The organism is Luteolibacter arcticus, from assembly GCF_025950235.1.
Lineage (GTDB): Bacteria > Verrucomicrobiota > Verrucomicrobiia > Verrucomicrobiales > Akkermansiaceae > Haloferula > Haloferula arctica.
Genome location: NZ_JAPDDT010000012.1, coordinates 155,473 through 172,413, shown reverse-complemented (window position 1 = coordinate 172,413; position 16,941 = coordinate 155,473). Strand labels below are relative to the sequence as shown.

Genomic DNA, 16,941 nt, shown 5'->3' with positions numbered 1-16,941 from the left:
CGCTCGCGTTTCCACATTCGATTCATGTCACCGCACTTCGTTTGACATTGCCCTGACTTCACCGTTCTGGGAGCCTGCGGACTATGGCGCTCGAAAACATGGACGGGCTGGGCCGGCTGGCGATTCTCGCACTCGCGGCGACCACCGTCCCCCTCACCGCCGACGTGACGTTCGACGGGACCATGACCCCGGGAAACATCAAGCCCCCCGTCCCCATCAACGGGAAGAACTATCAGATTCCCCACACGCTCGGCACCACCGCCGGCAAGAACCTCTTCCACAGCTTCGACCAGTTCAGCCTCGACTCCGGCTATTCGGCCACCTTCACCGGCCCCGCCGGCTTGAAGAATGTCATTGCCCGCGTTACCGGCGGCCACACTTCGCAGATCAATGGCGCCATCCTCTCGGACATCCAGGGCGCGGACGTCTATCTGATCAATCCCAGCGGGATCATGTTCGGCCAAGGTGCGAGCGTCAACGTGAAGGGAGCCTTCACCGCCACCACCGCCGACTACCTTTCCTTCTGCGATCCGAAAACCGGTGCCGAACTCTGCCGCTTCTGGGCCTCGCGCGACCGGGCCCTCACCCTGTCGTGCGCGGCGCCGTCGCGCTTCGGCTTCCTGCCTTCGACCTCGCCAGGGGCCATCGAGTTCCGGCTCGCGAACTACGGGACTGGAAGCGCGTTCTCGCAGAATTCCTTCTCCGCTGTCGGCAAGTCCATTGAAGCCATCGACTCACGGTTCCGACGGGGAACAGACGTATCGTTGCAAGCCTTGAACTGCGGCGAAGTCGCCTTGAACGGCACCATCCATCCCATCGGGGCCCAGCACCCGCAGGCAGGAGACATCACCTTCAGCCATGTGTTTGTCTCGAATGCCTCCGGTAGCACCCTCTCCCTGCGGGCCGGAGGAAACTTGAAGATCCATTCCGACAGCGTCTTCACCGCTGGATCCGGAGACGGGAGCAAACCGGGCGGCGTTTTCCTGCAATCCGGGGGCGACATCTCGATCTCCGACTCCGAGATTGCCTATGCCCATCGTGGCAGCGACCTTGCGGGAAGGGTCGAAGTCACCGCCGGGGGCAACCTGACGCTCGAAGACTCCTCGACGATATCGAGCTTCATTGAGGGTCTTGGATCGGGCCCCAAGATCAACCTTTCCGCTGGCAGCGACTTGCTAATCCAAGGGGGTAGCGCGGTGATTTCAGACGCTTCATCGGGGGCCACGGGCGGGGACATTTCGATTTGCGCAGCCGGCCGAATTCATCTCAGCGGATCTGGTTCGGTCGTGAGCTTTGCCGGCGATTCCCGCGGAGGCGATATCCACGTGGACGCCCGAAAAGGCCTGTGGCTCTCCGACTCCGGCTTGTTACAGAGTTCGGCCACCGGCGATGCCACCGGCGGCGATCTCATCATCGAATCCGGGGGCACCACCCGGATCGAAGGATTCAGCCTGATCCAAAGCTTCGCCGGTCCTTTCGCCCAAGGCGGCTTGATCGATCTCAAGACGAAACACCTGTGGATCGACGGGCCGCAGCAAGCGGTCAATGCGAAGGAAGACCGGTCGGTGGGCCTTGAATCCGTGATCGACGCCAAGCCGGGCAACGCGCCCCCCAATGACAACGTTCCTTCGCCGGGAAAGGGAGGCAAAATCCTGGTGCATGCGTCCGGCGACATCTCGATCTCCAACAGCGGAGGGATCTTCTCCTCCACGAATGGACCGGGCACGAGCGGCTCGATCCAAGTGACCTCATCCTCGCTGAAAATCACCGGCGGCAGGAACTATCTGCCCGGCGAGGAAGCGATCCGGCCACGGAACTTCTTCATCACCGGCATCTCTAACAAAAGTTCTCCGAACTCCACCGGTGATGTCGGTGCTATCGACGTCCAGGTGGATGGCGAGATCCGCTTGCTCCGCGGCGGATTCATTGACGCGACCACCTTCTCAGACTCCGACTCCGGAGACGTCACCGTCACGGCTAAATCGATCGAGGCACACCGGGGCGGGTCCGATTATTTCACCGGCATCGGTGCCGGAACCGTCGCTGATGACGACGAGGAGACCGACAACGGCGGCAGGGGTGCCAACGTGAAGGTCAACGCCGGTTCGATCCGGCTCTTGAACGGCGCGCAAATCACGGCAAGCAGCCGTGGCAGTGGCGATGCCGGATCCGTCCGCGTCAACGTTCGCCAGCTATATGCCTCCGGCGTCGGAACGGAGACGCCATTCCTGTTCACCGGTGAATCTGGAATTGCCGCCGCCACCATCGGAGCCGGCAGCGGGACAGGCGGCGATGTCTACGTCAGCGGGCGGAACATCCGCATCCTCAATGGAGCTTCCATCAGCAGCACCAACCGCTCCCCCGCCCCCAACGGTGGATTTGCAGGCAGCGTGATCCTGGATCCGACTCGTCTCATCGTGGATGGCGGTCGCATCGAAGTTTCGTCCGCGGCGGGTAACGCCGGCGAGCTGCGAATCGAGGGCGGAAGTTTGCTGGACTTCCGGAATGCCGAAATCGTCGCGGAGGCCGACAACGAAGGCGGCGACATCGTCATCAGCAAGGCGTGGAACGTGCTATTGGACCACTCCCGCGTCAGCGCCAATGCCGAAAGAGGCGATGGCGGGAGTATCCAGATCGGTTCCGCAAGCTTCCTCTCCAACCAGTCGACCGTGACCGCGTCGTCACAGTTCGCCGCGGATGGACAAGTTAGCATTGACTCACAGGCCGCACTCTCCGGTGCCGAGGGTCAGTTGGAAATCGCACCCATCGATGTGACCGATTCCTTGCAGCCCGAGTGTACCGATTGGATCGACGCCAATGGCGGTAGCGCGCCCGGCAGCTTCATACGCTCCGGACGCGGTGGAGCTGCCAGACTACCGGGAGGCTATCTTCCCTCGCTGCGACTTCATCGCACCGATTAGTTGTCGAACTCGACCCTGACCCGGAAAAACCCGCGGGCGGCACCCGGCCCGAGTTCGTCCAGCGGAATCCGGACATGCTGCCAGGGATCCGACGAATCGCCGGTCAGGATCGAAGTCCCAACATGAGGCCACCCGGCTTCAAAAGTCCATGGCCATGGCCACGGCCCCGAGAGGTTCTCGCAGGATTCCACAATGTAGCGCAGGCTGTCATCCTTCCGCCGCAGGAACTCCATATAGTTCCGGCCGTCGGCCCCGCGGCGCAGGATGGGATACCCCGGCTTCAGGCCGCTGGGATCGCACGCCCACGTCAACTGCTCGCCCGGATCGAAGCCAAACGCATAGGCCATCACGTTCTCCACCCCCAGGAAGGTGCTTCGTGAATTGGGAGCCGTCACCGCCGGATCCTCCTGCTCGGCATCACGGAAGTAGGTGGCTACCCAATTGGTGTATTTCGCCGCCGGCTCGCGAACGTATACCTCCGGCAGATACCACTCGTCGTCCCGGCCCACCCAGGACTCCAGCTTGCGCCATTCATCCGGATCGTCGGCATTCTCCGAATCGAACTCGATCTCCTCATTGAACACGAAGCCTTCCGGCGGCCTCCTGAAGGTCACAACAAATTCCCCCCCAGGTACGCTCGCCGTATCCAAGCCGGACAAAACCAGCGGAGGATCGTTGCTGTAGCGTCCATTGACCACCTCCCATTTGGCCTCTCGCGGAAGCGACTCCGAAAAGATGTGCCCGCGGTTCGCGTCCAGCGTACCCGCCAGCTTTGACTCGATATAATACACGCCCCCCTTGATCAGCTCCTGGGTGCTGCTCAGTAGGCGCTGGAACTCATTGGCCTGATAGATAGCGCTCGCCACCGACTCGTCGATCGCACGGAACCGGGGCTGGCCGGAGGCCGCTCCCACACAAATCGCCGCCGGCACATAACTCAAGTCTGCCTGCCGCACGAACAGCGGTGCCCCCTCCGATCCCGGCGGCACCTCCAGCCCGCTCGCCACCTGCCGCAGCGTCGTCGAAAGCGTGCTGAAGGTCGGCGAGGACACATCCCTCCGGTGCAGCCGCCCGTGATTCTCCTTCGCTACCCCCGCCATCGGGAAGGACGTCAGCACCCGCGTCTGCCCCGGGCCCGCCCACGTCGCCGTCCCCAGATCCACCGCGAAGCCACTGTATCCCCCCTGCCCAGGCGCATTGTCATGATCCGGCAGCGTCATCGGCCGGAAAGCCAGCACCGCCAGATCCACCTCATCCGCCGCCGGCGTCCCCGCACTCGCTTCTAACAGCACCGGCGCATAGCCCGTCAGCAGCAGGATGCTCGCCGGCTCATTGATGTCCGGCACCGCCGTGCCACCGCCCCCCGGGAGCCGCCACACCACCTTCGGCACGAAGGCCAGCTTCGCCGGATCGAAGACCAGCCGCGCCGTCGTCAGCACCGCATGATCCGCCACCACCACCCCGCTGCCAAATCCCAGGTCGCTCTCGATCTGCCCCGTGAAGGCCAGCGGTGCATCATCCGGATGCGGCAGTGGCCCGCGGATATTGGAAACCGCCAATCGCCCCTGCACATTTCGCAGGATCAGATAGCGGATCTCCGTCACCCCGGCCTTCCGGAAAGGCGCATCCTCCGTCATCACCACCGGCGGACCGTTCTCCGGCTGCACCGTGGCCCTGAACCGCTTCGTCGTCATATCCACCACGAACTTCAGACGATAGCTCCGCCCATCTACCACCGGCGCTGACCCCTGCGCGCTGAAGGTGCTCGAGCCCGGGCCACCCGTGTGTGCGTCCCACACCCCCACGCCCGAGGAAGACAGCTTCGCCCGCAAGGTCACCGGCACATTCGGCCAGCCATTCGCGATCGTCACCCGCGCATCGCCCAGCCCGACGATGCTGTCGATCAGGTCCCCCGTGCCCACCCTCTCCCCGTTCGTCGTCACATCGCACTCGAAGGAAAATCGCGACGTCTCCCCCTGTGGATCGATCGGGATGTGCAGCCAATTCTCCGGCACATAATTCGCACTCACATTCCCCGACGGCGCCACCGCATGCGGCGGCAGGGACATGTCGATCACCGCCTCGATCGGCTCCCCGTCATCATAGCTGGCCCGCACATGCAAGCGATCCGCCCGCGTAAATGACGCGGGCAAGGTCCCGCTCACCGATTCATCCCCTTTCAAGTTTGAAATCGTATACGTGTGATTCGCCAGATCCACCTGCAGCGAGAGCTCGACCTTGCTCAGGTAGATATCGCCAGAAAGCGGAAGCTTGATCTCGATCTGTTCAAGCTCCACGTCCGGGGCGATCTTTCCATCCGACAGCCCCAGATCCGCGTAGAAATAGCCCACGTCATCCTCCACGCTGAAAAGCCCGTTGACCGTCAGTGCCAGATTGAAGTCCCCGGTCTGGGCCGGAAACTCACGCGTCCACCACGAAGGCTTCGTCGGAGTCCAGGGCTCCACCCGCAGGTTCCGCAACCGGTGGCTGCCATCCTCCGAGTGCGTCACCAGGTACCGCAGCTCGCTCGCCGGCGTGGCACCGGCCGATGCCACGCGAAAGCTCGCCGAACTCAGCACCGTCACCGCCGGACCATCCGGCGGCGTCACCACCAGATCGTACTTCGCGCCCGCCACATCCACCAGGAATTCCACGAAGTACCACTTCCCCGACTCGACCGTCAGCCTCGGAGTCGCCGCCGTGAATTTCGGGCTCGTGCCCAGCGCCTCCTCCCATCCCTCGAAGTAGTTCTGGTCGGAATGCGTCCTCATCACCGCGGACATCTGGCTGAAGTTCGTCACCTTGTTCGCCGACAGGCCCACCAGCGTGTCCAGGTCGCCGCTCGAATCCGCCTGCGGCGAAAACTCAAAGGACACCGAAAAAGTCCCCCGCTGCTCCTGGATCGGGATGGCCTGGAAATCCGGGATCGAAGTCGTCGAGGTCTTCAGGCTCGCATCTGCCACCACCGTCGGCAGCGCCGCAGTCCCAGGCCGCGTGCGATACGCGGTCGTCACGCTCGCCGTCTCCCCGCCCAGCACCTCCACCGGACGCAGGGCCGGTGCCATATAGCCGGACAGTCCGTCCTTGAATTCGATCAAGTGCTTCCCTTCCGGCAGCGTCGCCGTAGCCCCCGAGATCCGCCAATCACCATCATCCTCACCCAGCAAGCGCCACCGCCCGGTCGCGGGTGCCGCCGGACTGAAGGTCACCTTCAGGAAGCCATCGGGCGACACCGGCAGGTCCCCATCCTCCCATTGATACATCTCCGGAAAGAAATCCTGCCAAGCGACATCCAGCGCATACAAGGGGCTGGACATCCCTTGGTCCACATAAAACGGCGGCGCCATGAACACGTCGAACCCCTGCCTGAACTCAGGATTCGAATCCTCGAATTGCTCGACTCCAATGCCCGCGGGTGCCCGGAATTGGACGCGGTGCAGCCCCTTGCGGACGTTCCACGCATTGGTCCCGCTGGCACGCCACGCCGGCTCCCCGGTGAAGCGCCAGACCTTGCCAAGATGCTCCTCCCCGAATTCCTCCGGATCCAGTGCCAACCGCAAGCTCTTCCCGGACGGAGTCATCGTCACGAAGCGCTGCGTCAGCGGCGTCCGCATCGGCCCCGTCGCATCCGCGATCCTTACCTTCGCCACCGAGGCAGGCCCCAGCACCGCACCCGACGACGGATTCACAAGCAGCACCTCGAATTCCTCGATCCCATTCGTCCCCTCCTTCATCCCGTCCGCCAGGATCGGAATGGCAATCGACGCCCGGCCCTCGTGGAACTGCAACGTCTGCCGCCGGAACAAATAATCCGCAGGCCCCGCCGCAGAACCGGTTGTCACGCTCGCCACCTCGCACGCCACCGTCGCCCCCGGCTGGGTGGCCGTCACCACCAGTTGGGCGATCTCCCCTTCCTTCACGTCCACGGTCTGCCGGGAAAACCCGATCACCGGGCCGCTTGCATTCCCATCCAGATCCATCGTCGTGGACCCCAGCGTCGTCCCCGTGCCCGTGACCGCCTCCACCTTCACCTTCATCCCCGGCGAGGACGCCATCAGACCCGCCGCACCCGTAGGCAGCGTAATGATCGCGCCCGGTGCCAATACCGTCCCCGATCCCGGCACGGACAGCGTCCCGCCCTCGATCGACACGATCCGGAATCCCGTGATCCCCGCCGCGCTCCCTCCCGGCGGCGTGATCTTCAGGCGATTGCCCGCCAGGCTCACCCGCGGCACCCCTCCCGGCTGCGCCGCCGTCGCATCCGTGATCCACACCCGCGCCTCGCCCAGCACCCACTCCGGCTGCCCCACTGCCGCCACCCGCAGCGTGAAGTATTCTTCGCTCTCCGCCATCGCATCCGCGATCAGCGGAATGGTCACCGACACCGTGGTGCTCCCCGCCGGAATCACCGCCACCTCCGCAGGCGCGGAAAAATCCGAGCCCGCGATCGCGCTCCCACCGATCGCTGTCACCCGCAGCTCCAGCGCCGTTCCCGCCGTCGCCGGACGCCGCGCCTGCAACACCGCATTGCCCGCATTCTCCGCCACCACCACATCCTTCATCACCAGTTGCGACGCCGAGAAATCCCTCTCGTCGTCCGGCTCATAGCCATTGAAAAGCCCCACCTTACCCCCCTTGAAGGTCGTCCCTAGGTAGGAAAGGCGGATCCAGCCGTTTGCAAACAACTCCACTTGGCAGATCCCGTCATGCCCTCCGGAGCCGCTCTCGACACTTCGCCCGAGGCCGTAGTCGAACTGCACCGTGGTCTTTCCCGGCACGGTCTTCACCCGGGTCCGGCTGATGGAATTATTGAGCTCGAAGCCGCCCAGCACCCGGATCTCCGGCACCAGGAGATCGCCCCCGCTGCTCCGGAAGCGAATGACCGCTACTTCCTCATCAGGATCCACCTGGGCAGGGACCTCGCCAAAAATCTTGAAGCCCGCCGGTAGCGTCTTTAGGGCATCCGTATTACCGGAGTAATCTTCCAGCGGCTTGACCTTCGACAGATCCTCCGGAAGTTCCCGCATCCGCGCCGTGGTATAGCGATAGTGGGTTTCCGGAAATCCGCCCACCTGCACCTGATACGGCATGAAAAGCACCGAACACCCATCCAGGTCGAAGGCATCCGCGCCCCCTTCGAACATCTCCATCGGAGTCGGGCTGCTCGCCGGAAACACCCCCGCCGGCGAACCATTCACCGTCGACTGGTGCGGAGTCGCGGCCAGGTACATCGTCGCCGTCCCCGTCTCCCCCATGTAGCCATCCACCGCCAGGTAGTAGTCCTGCGCCGGTCCCGCCGGCACCACAAAGCTCACTTCCTCCTGGTGCCACCCCGCCACCGGCACCAGCTGCGCAAATCCCGCCCCAGCCGGCCCGCGGAACACCGACACCATCGGAGCGTAGCTGTCTTCAGTGCAGCCGATCGTGAATGGCGTCCCCGCCGCTGGCGCGGGTATGCGATACCACACTGAAGCCGTCGGCGACGGCAAGGACGCATGGGAAGACTCGCCCCCTTCGATCGACGCCAGCGCATTCGACACCTGGAAGCTGCCATAGCCTGCCAACCTGCTCGCGTTTCTAAGATGGTCATTCGAAGGAGAACTCGCCAGGGACAATTCGAAGTTCAGGGCCATCCCCTGGTAACCGTCCACCGCGATGAAATAATCGAGGGTGTTGGATGCCGGGACACTGAAGGTCACGCGGCTATTCCAGATGGAACCGTAATCGTCATTCCCAGCGACCGGTTGCAATGTGGCGACTCCTCCGGCGGCGGTCCCCCGGTAAACCGAAAGGATCAGATTGTCCGACGTCCAATACCCCCTCACATCCACCGTGTGATAACTGTTCCCCGGGGGCGCCTGGATCCGGTACCACACCGACTTGTTAGGCCCCTTTGAAGCCAGTACCGCCGGCACGAATTCACCCGGCTCCTTGGTCGCGGAGTAATTGTTCCCGCTCACCTCCATTCCCGCACCGCCGGGCCCCAGCAATATCGCTTCCGCAAGCCGGTTGTTCCAAGGAGAATTCCTCCGGAACTCGCATTGCAATGACCCCGACCTCCCGTCGGCGGAGTCCACCGCAAAGTAGTAGTCGAGAGTGTTCCCCTCGGGGACCATGAAGCTAACACGACTATCCGTCCCATCGCCCGAGTCATTGTCACCCGTCACCGGCACGAGTTGCGATACCGTCGCGCTTGCGCTGCCTCGGTAAACCGACAGGTTCGTGTCGAACGCGTCGGATTCAGCATCCACCTGGATGGTCATTCCGCCCGGTGCGGCCGGGATGCGATACCACACCGACCGCGTCGCCGATCCCAGCCCGGAATAGGGGGATTCTCCAGCCTGCCACGTCGCCAAGGTATTGTTTGAAGAGAAGGAGTCATATCCATCCTTGAGATCGACGACCGAGGCCGCGGCGAGATGGTCGTTCTCAGGCGTTGCAACGAGATTCAAATTGAAGGACCCCGACGCACCTCCCACGCCTCCGACCGCAATGAAGTAGTCGACATTGCCGGCGCCGGTCACCACGAACTCCACGCGGCTTTCCAAGCCGTCGCCCGAGTCATTGTCGCCCGTCACCGGCACCAGTTGTCCCACGCCTCCCACCGCGCTGCCCCTATAAGCTGATACCACGGGATCGAATTCGCTGCCGGAAGTGGTCAGCCGGAAACGCCTCGCAGTTGCTGGCGCCGGCAACCGGTACCACACCGTCCGGGCCGCTGCCGGGAGCCCCGCAGGGGAAAGCTCCCCCGCTTCCACCGTCGCCTCGATATTGCGGCCCTCTACCGTCAAGTCTAGCTGCTCGAGCGTTTGGGCCGCCGCCAGATTGTCGTTCTCCGGCGCAGAGAAAACATCCAGATACACCCACCCCGCGGTCGCGACCTTGGTGCTCACGGCGATGAAGTAGTCCTGCCCACTCGGCCCGGAGACGGCAAAGCTGGCGCGGCTCCACACGTTCCCCTGCCAGTTGTCATTCCCCGTCACGGGCGTCAGCGATGCCACTCCCGCGCTCGCATTCCCTCGGTACACCGAAATCACCGCATCGGCCAGGCTGTAACGTTTGCCGGCCACCACCGTGTAAGATGCTCCCTGCGGCGGCGATGGAATCCGGTACCACACCGACCTCACCGGCGCCGGCAATCCCGGATTGGCAAACTCGCCCGTCTCGACCGTGGCATACGGATGGTATCCCGAATCATACGCATAGCCGTCCTGGAACGACAGGCTGAAAGCATCCGCCAGACGATCATTCTCCGGCGGCGAGTCAGGCTCCTCGGTTCCCACCGGATTCAGGTTCAGCCTGAAATTCCCCATGTCCCCGTCCTTGCCATCGATCGCGATGAAATAGTCCGAGAGATCTCCCGCTGGAATGGTGTACACCAACTCGCTGCAGAATCCCTCCCCACCATCATCATCGCCAATCACAGCCCCCACCCCCGCAACGCCTGCCGTCGCAGTTCCGCGGTAGAGGCTGATCTTCGTGTCGAAGTCACTGCCGTTCGTGTTCAGCTCGATCCTCGTGCCTCCCGCCGGAGAGACGAAGCGATACCACACCGACCGCGCCGGCGAGCCCATGTCCTCCGGGCAAAACTCCCCCTCCTCCACCGTGCCCAGGAAGTTGTTCGAAGTGATCGTCACCCCCTGCGCCGTCGGGTTGAGCGTCACTGCGCTCGTGAATTTGTCATTCGCCGGGGCCGCGCACAATACGCCTCCCACCATCACGGGCATCATCAGGAAGAGCGCAAGCCGCAAGATCCGGGACAGCAGGCCGCGCCGGATTTCACGCGGGGCTTGAGGAGTGGGGGGGGGCATGGGCGGGGGGGGCATGGGCGCACGCGCGCCGTCTCGGCCATGGGCCGATTTTTCGGGGAGGGCAGTCATGACTAGGGAGGTGTGCGGTTCTTTTCTTCAGCGCGGCATGGTGCTGGAAATACCTGCTCCTTCTCTGTGAAGGCTTCACTGGATTAGTACCCAAGAAAAGCGGCATTTCACACCATCTCCGGCCTTGTTTGGAATAAGGTTTGTTGACGATCAAATTTCCGGAAGTCCGCTTGGCGACCTTGGGGCGAGTAGCCTTCCAGTTGCCGGGGGCGGGTTTCCGAGGCGGTGAAGAAGTGCCCTGATCCGGCACCCTGATCTACAGACGCGAAGCTTCGGCATTCTTGCGAAGGCTGGAGAAATTTTTTCGCGCTAACGGGACGGGAGATTCCCACTGACTTGACGCCCTCCTCCCGATTTGATCGGATAGGCTATGAAGATGGTATCCTCCCTGCATACACTGACCAATACCGGCTAACATGCTCTCCAAGCGCCAGCGTGTTGGAACCACGGGATGACCTTCAAGGCATCGGTTCCTTCCCGGATTCAGGCGTGAGCTGAATTTCCTCCGGTCCAATCCTCCTCCTCCGGTCCAATCCTCCCAGACCAAGACGGTGACCCGCCAAGCATTCTTCGAATTTGCCCAATCAAGTCCTCTCCTCACGGTGGGAGTGGTGGGGGGAGTGGTCATGACCGGTTACCTCGCCACCCAGTGGTGGGCGCTCCTTAGCCGCCAGCGCTTTGAGGCGCGGCGCAATCGACTCGAACTGGCGGCCTTGAGCAAGCGGATCGAAATCCTCAATCGCCAGGCGCAGGCAGCTCCCGAGACCGCATGGAACGGCTACCGGAAGTTCTCCGTCGCGAAGAAGGTCCAGGAGTGCCCGGACACCTATTCCTTCTACCTCACTCCCCACAACAGCCGGCCCCTGCCGCCATTCAAGCCCGGCCAGTATCTGACCTTCCAACTTCATCCGCCCGACGCGGAGAAGCCGTTGGTCCGGTGTTACTCGCTCTCGGACGGCTTCGTCACCGATAGCCACTACCGGGTGACCATCAAGCGCGCCCTGCCCCCCGGCAACGAACCGGGTGCCCGTCCCGGAGTCATTTCGAGTTTCTTCTGCGACCAAGTGTCGGAAGGCGACATCCTCGACGTCAAGGCACCGACCGGGCACTTCTATCTGGACGTGGACGAGGACCGGCCGGCGGTCCTGATTTCCGGCGGCATCGGCGTCACCCCCATGCTCGCGATGGCCCGGGCGCTGACCCACCTCGGCGACACGCGGGAGATATACTTTTTCTTCGGTTGCCGGAATGGCGAGGACCACATGTTCCGCGAGGAGATGCTCGCGCTTCAGAAGGCCAACCCGAACCTGCGGCTCCATGTCTGCTACAGCCGCCCCGCGAATGGCGACGTACCTGGCAAGTCTTACAACCACGAGGGGCGGGTCACCATAGACCTCATGAAGCAAGTCCTGCCCTCGTCGAACTATATCTTCTACCTGTGCGGACCCGGACCCTTCATGGACACCCTCGTCCACGGGCTGTACGAATGGGGAGCTCCGAAGAAGGACGTGAAGTTTGAGGCCTTTGGTCCGGCGACGGTCAAGACCGGTCCGAAGGAAACCCCGGAGCCGAAGGGCAACCAGCCGGCGATCGAAATCGAATTCGCCAAGACCGGCAAACGTCTCGTTTGGGATCCCGCCCTAGGCAACCTGCTGGCTTTCGCGGAAAACAACGGGATCCGATCGATCGAAGGGGGATGCCGTGCGGGCAGTTGCGGATCATGTCTCGTGGCCATCAAGGAGGGCGGGGTCGACTACGAAATCGCACCGGGCGATCCGCCGGAAGAAGGCAGTTGCCTGACGTGCATCTGCCGCCCCAAGGGAAACCTCGTGATCGACGCCTGAACCGAACACCATGGCCGACTCCGATAGCACTCTTGACAGTCTCACCCGCAAGGCCACCCGCCCGAAGCGCTGGGACGACCCTCTCGATCCGGCGATGAGTGACGCCACGGTGGACATGCTGATGAAGGAGGAGCCCTTCGCCAGCATGAACGAGGCTGGCTTCCCCAAAGGGACGCCCCTGCGTGGCATCCTGAAGGCAGACTCGGCCGTGCGCAGCTTCGATGCGGGTGAGATCGTCTTGCGACGCGGCGACTACGGCACCTCGGCCTATCTCGTCCTCTCGGGCGAGGTCCAGGTAGTCCTGAAGCCGCACCTCGATCCCAAGATCCTGGGGCGCTCCCCGAGCGAGAAGCGGAAGAACCTCTTCAGCCGCTTCGCCCAACTGTGGACCAACCGCAGCGAAGCGGAAGAATGGAGCCAGAATTCCCTGCGCGTGAGCGATGACTTCAGGGAGTCGGTCGATGCCTCACGCAACGCGGTTTATCTTCAGGATTTCCCCCAGACGATTTCCGGGGTCCAGACCGACCCGGTCCGGAAAGGCCAGATGTTCGGCGAAATTTCCGCGCTCAGCCGGATGCCGAGAACCGCCACGGTGATCGCCACGGAACCCGGCACGCAGCTGCTGGAGTTCAGTTGGGAAGGGCTGCGGGACTTGATGAAATATGACGCCGCACTCGGCCGGCAAATCGATGCGAACTACCGGAAGTACTCGCTGCGCGCCTTCATGCGGGACATCCCGCTGTTCGCCCACCTCGACGCGAACAGCCCCGAGTTCGAAGCCCTCTGCAACGAAGCCCGCTTTGAAACCTTCGGTGCCTACAACTGGTCGGGGGACTATCGCAGTATGGCCTCCCGCGACCGGGCTACCTTGGCGAGCCAGGAACCGGTGGTGGTCAAGGAAGGCGATTACCTCAATGGCGTCCATTTCGTGCGCGCCGGCTTCTGCCGGGTCAGCCAGCGCCACGGCAATGGCGAGCGCACCTTGAAGTACATCGGTGCGGGCAGCATGTTCGGATTCGACGAGATCGCCGCGCATTGGAACGACCCCAGCCAGGAGATGACTGCCCAGCATTCGCTCCGAACGTTGGGCTATGCACACTTGATCTTCATTCCGACCGCCGTGATCGAAAAGCACGCTCGCCGGGAGATCAAACGGTCCGCAAAGACGAATGCCCCGCGACCGCCCGGGGGCCGTTCCGCTGGTAATGGCGTCCTCCCTCCAGCCAACCTGATGGAGTTCATGGCCGAGCGCCGGTTCTTCAATGGTACCCAATCCATGGTAATCGACATGGACCGTTGCACCCGCTGCGACGATTGCGTTCGCGCCTGCGCGGCCACCCATGACGGCAACCCGCGCTTCCTGCGACATGGCCCGATGGTCGACAACCTGATGGTCGCGAACGCCTGCATGCACTGCGTCGATCCCGTGTGCATGATCGGCTGCCCCACCGGCGCCATCCACCGGGTGAGCGTCGGCGGCGAGGTGGTCATCAACCCCTCCACATGCATCGGCTGCGGCATCTGCGCCGCCAACTGCCCCTACGACGCGATCCGCATGGTCGAAGTCCGCTCCAAGGGCGGAAGATTCTGGGTCGATGATCAACAGCAGCCGATTCTGAAGGCGACGAAGTGCGACCTGTGCATCGAGCAGACGGGAGGCCCCGCCTGCCAGCGCGCCTGTCCGCACGATGCCCTCGTCCGTACCGACCTCACCCGGGAAACCTCGCTCATGCAATGGCTGAAGGAACGTTAGGCTCCCCGCGGAGAAAGCTCGGTGGCGTGCTGGTGACCGCAGTGGTGATCGCCGCCCTTCTGGCGGCTGCCATCGTGCTGATTCCGCAGTATCCGCGCCATGCCTACCTGAGCGGCTGGGTGCTGTTCGCGCTGATGCTAATCCTGACGTTTTTCAACCTGCGCAAGCGGGTTCCATTCCTGCGCCTCGGCAGTGCCAGTTTCTGGCTGAAAATGCACCTGTTCCTCGGGGTCGTCTCCGGCCCTCTCTTCTTCGCCCACATGGGATGGACCTGGCCCGCGGGCATCTTCCATCAGCTCCTCGCCTGGTGCTTCGTGGTGGTCTTCGTTTCAGGTCTGGTCGGCTGGTGGATGAGCCGCACCTTCCCGAGGAAGCTCACCATCTCCGGATACGAGACTCCCTACGAACGCATCCCCCACGCCCGGGCGCATCTGCGCGAGGCGGCCGAGGCGCTGATGCTGGCGAGCACCGACGGCCAGACCTCCCCCGTTACCACCGGCTTCTACACCGAAGACCTGGGCCTGTTCTTCACCAAGCCCTGCAATTGGTGGGCTCATCTGAGACAGTCCAAGGCACCGCTGGCGGCCCATGCCTCGCGTTTCGATGAGGTCGAACGCTACGCCAAGGGAAGCGAACGCGAGATGCTCGGCCGCTTGCGGGAACTCGTCAGCCGCAAGCACCTGCTCGACTACCAATACTCGCTTCAGTCCGCCCTGCGGCTCTGGCTGTTCGTGCACATTCCTCTCAGCTACGCCCTTCTGGTCTTTTCCGTGCTGCACATCGTGCTTGTCCACGCCTTCTCCGCCGCCGTGTTATGAGTGACCCCCACCCCACCCCGGAGTTTCCTGAAAAGGACTACATCCGGCCGAACCATGACTGGGCCTGCGGTCGCACCTGCCAGGGAGGAAGCTGCTCGGTCGGACCCTCGCCGCGAGGGAAATGCCGGGCCACCTACGAGTGCGCGCCCCGCTTGGAAACCAAGCCCGGCGAATCGAAGGGGCATTGGATGTGCACCCGTGCGAAGTCCGCCGGCGGCACGTGTGACAAAGGTCCCTTCCCCGACGGCACCTGCTGCAACGCAGTTCCCAAGTGCCAGCCGCGCCTGACGCTCCGCGGCATCCGCAAGCGGGTCACGCTCGTCACCATCCTCGCCAGCCTCATCGCGCTCTACATCGGCATCGGGGGCTCGCGACGCGATGACTTCATCAACCCGGGACCGATTTCCAGCGTGCATGCCAGCGATCACTTCACGAAGCGGCACGCCGCGATGTCGGGCGATCAGAGTAGCTGCGCCGCCTGTCACGCCAGCGCCGGCAAGGATGGCGGGCAATGGCACGTCCAGGCAGTCGAGGCGTTCAAGCAAGGATTGGCTCCCCACGACTGGACCCGCAAGGGCCCGCTCGAAGCTTCCCCGATGGATCAGAGCTGTCTCGCCTGCCATCAGGGGATGGACTTCCACCAGGCGAACATGCCTTCCCAGTTCGCCTGTCATGCCTGTCACAAGGAGCACGTCACCGATGGCGCCATGCCCGAGGTCGACAGCGGCCTCTGCATCTCCTGTCACGGCGATGCCACGCTCATGGCCAAGGCCCGCGAACAGGCAAAGGGTGCCCACTCCACTCCGGCGGAGGACTCCGGCTCCGTGGCCCCACCACGGCAACGACCGGCAACCGGCTACACGGAAGTGATCAACAGCTTTCACACCGATCACCCGGAGTTCCGGCAGCTCCGTGACCTCGAGCCCGGACAAGTGCGCGACACGAATCCGCTGAAGTTCAACCATGCCTACCATTTGAAGGACGGAGGCCTTCCCTTTCCACCGCCCAGTACCGAGCAACTCGACTGCCGCCACTGTCACGAGCGCGACGCCCGCGGCGAGTATCAAAGGCCGATCACCTACTCCCAGCATTGCGCCACTTGCCACCCGCTGAAGTTTGATCCCGGCACCAGCGATGAAACCCACCTTGGCCTCCTCCTGCCACACGGCGATCCCTATTATGTCCGCGCATTCGTGCGAAGCCTCCCCATCCAGTATGCGGAGTACGCCCGTACCCAGGAAGGAATCACGCAGGCTGAAGCTCTCAAGAAATATGTGGATTCGAAGGTGGCCAACCTGGAAGGCAGCTATCAACAAAGCGGCGAATTCCTCGAACGGGCGGTGTTCTTCGCGGACCACGAAAGCAAGTTGCCCGATGGGCGCCAGACTCCATTCAATGGCTGCGCCACCTGCCATGAAGTCACCGACCCCAAGGACACGAACGGCACCCCTGGCATCGCCAAGCCTGCAACTCCCGAGCGCTGGATGACCCTCGGGAGCTTCAATCACGACCTCCATAGCAAGGGCTTCAAATGCGCCGACTGCCACAATGTGACCGTCAGCGAGAAGACCAGCGATCTCAACCTCCCGTCGATCAAGCGGTGCGTCGATTGTCACAGCCCCAAGGGTGGCATTGATCACCGCTGCACCAGTTGTCACACCTATCACCACGCCAAGGGCTCCCTGTTCGGGGACCCTGTGAAAGCCGCGCCCGCCAAGTGATTGC

6 protein-coding genes are annotated in these 16,941 nt (G+C 63.2%); 5 read left to right on the top strand and 1 reads right to left on the bottom strand.

Features of this window, described 5'->3' with window-relative positions:
* Positions 1 to 83 precede the first annotated feature (83 nt).
* Positions 84 to 2,921, top strand: coding sequence for a two-partner secretion domain-containing protein (locus tag OKA05_RS21725; protein WP_264489298.1), 2,838 nt, complete (start codon positions 84 to 86; stop codon positions 2,919 to 2,921).
* On the opposite strand, the gene OKA05_RS21720 is transcribed toward OKA05_RS21725, so the two are convergent.
* Positions 2,918 to 10,732 carry a Calx-beta domain-containing protein gene (locus OKA05_RS21720; protein ID WP_264489297.1) on the bottom strand — a complete coding sequence of 2,605 codons (7,815 nt, stop codon included), beginning with the start codon at positions 10,730 to 10,732 and terminating at the stop codon, positions 2,918 to 2,920. The two genes, OKA05_RS21725 and OKA05_RS21720, sit on opposite strands and share 4 nt — an antisense overlap.
* Before the next feature lie 620 nt (positions 10,733 to 11,352).
* Here OKA05_RS21720 and OKA05_RS21715 point away from each other — a divergent pair.
* The 4 genes from OKA05_RS21715 to OKA05_RS21700 are packed head-to-tail and all read left to right on the top strand — an operon-like array spanning position 11,353 to position 16,937.
* A complete protein-coding gene (locus OKA05_RS21715; protein ID WP_264489296.1) occupies positions 11,353 to 12,645 on the top strand; it encodes a 2Fe-2S iron-sulfur cluster-binding protein in 1,293 nt (430 codons plus the stop codon).
* 10 nt (positions 12,646 to 12,655) lie between these two features.
* The gene (locus OKA05_RS21710) at positions 12,656 to 14,398 is read left to right on the top strand and encodes a cyclic nucleotide-binding domain-containing protein (RefSeq protein ID WP_264489295.1); all 1,743 of its coding nucleotides are present in this window, start codon (positions 12,656 to 12,658) and stop codon (positions 14,396 to 14,398) included.
* On the top strand, positions 14,380 to 15,216 hold the full coding sequence (locus OKA05_RS21705; protein ID WP_264489294.1) for a hypothetical protein: 837 nt from the start codon (positions 14,380 to 14,382) through the stop codon (positions 15,214 to 15,216). The genes OKA05_RS21710 and OKA05_RS21705 overlap by 19 nt, the downstream gene beginning before the upstream one ends.
* The gene (locus OKA05_RS21700; RefSeq protein WP_264489293.1) at positions 15,213 to 16,937 is read left to right on the top strand and encodes a cytochrome c3 family protein; all 1,725 of its coding nucleotides are present in this window, start codon (positions 15,213 to 15,215) and stop codon (positions 16,935 to 16,937) included. The genes OKA05_RS21705 and OKA05_RS21700 overlap by 4 nt, the downstream gene beginning before the upstream one ends.
* Positions 16,938 to 16,941: the final 4 nt, after the last annotated feature.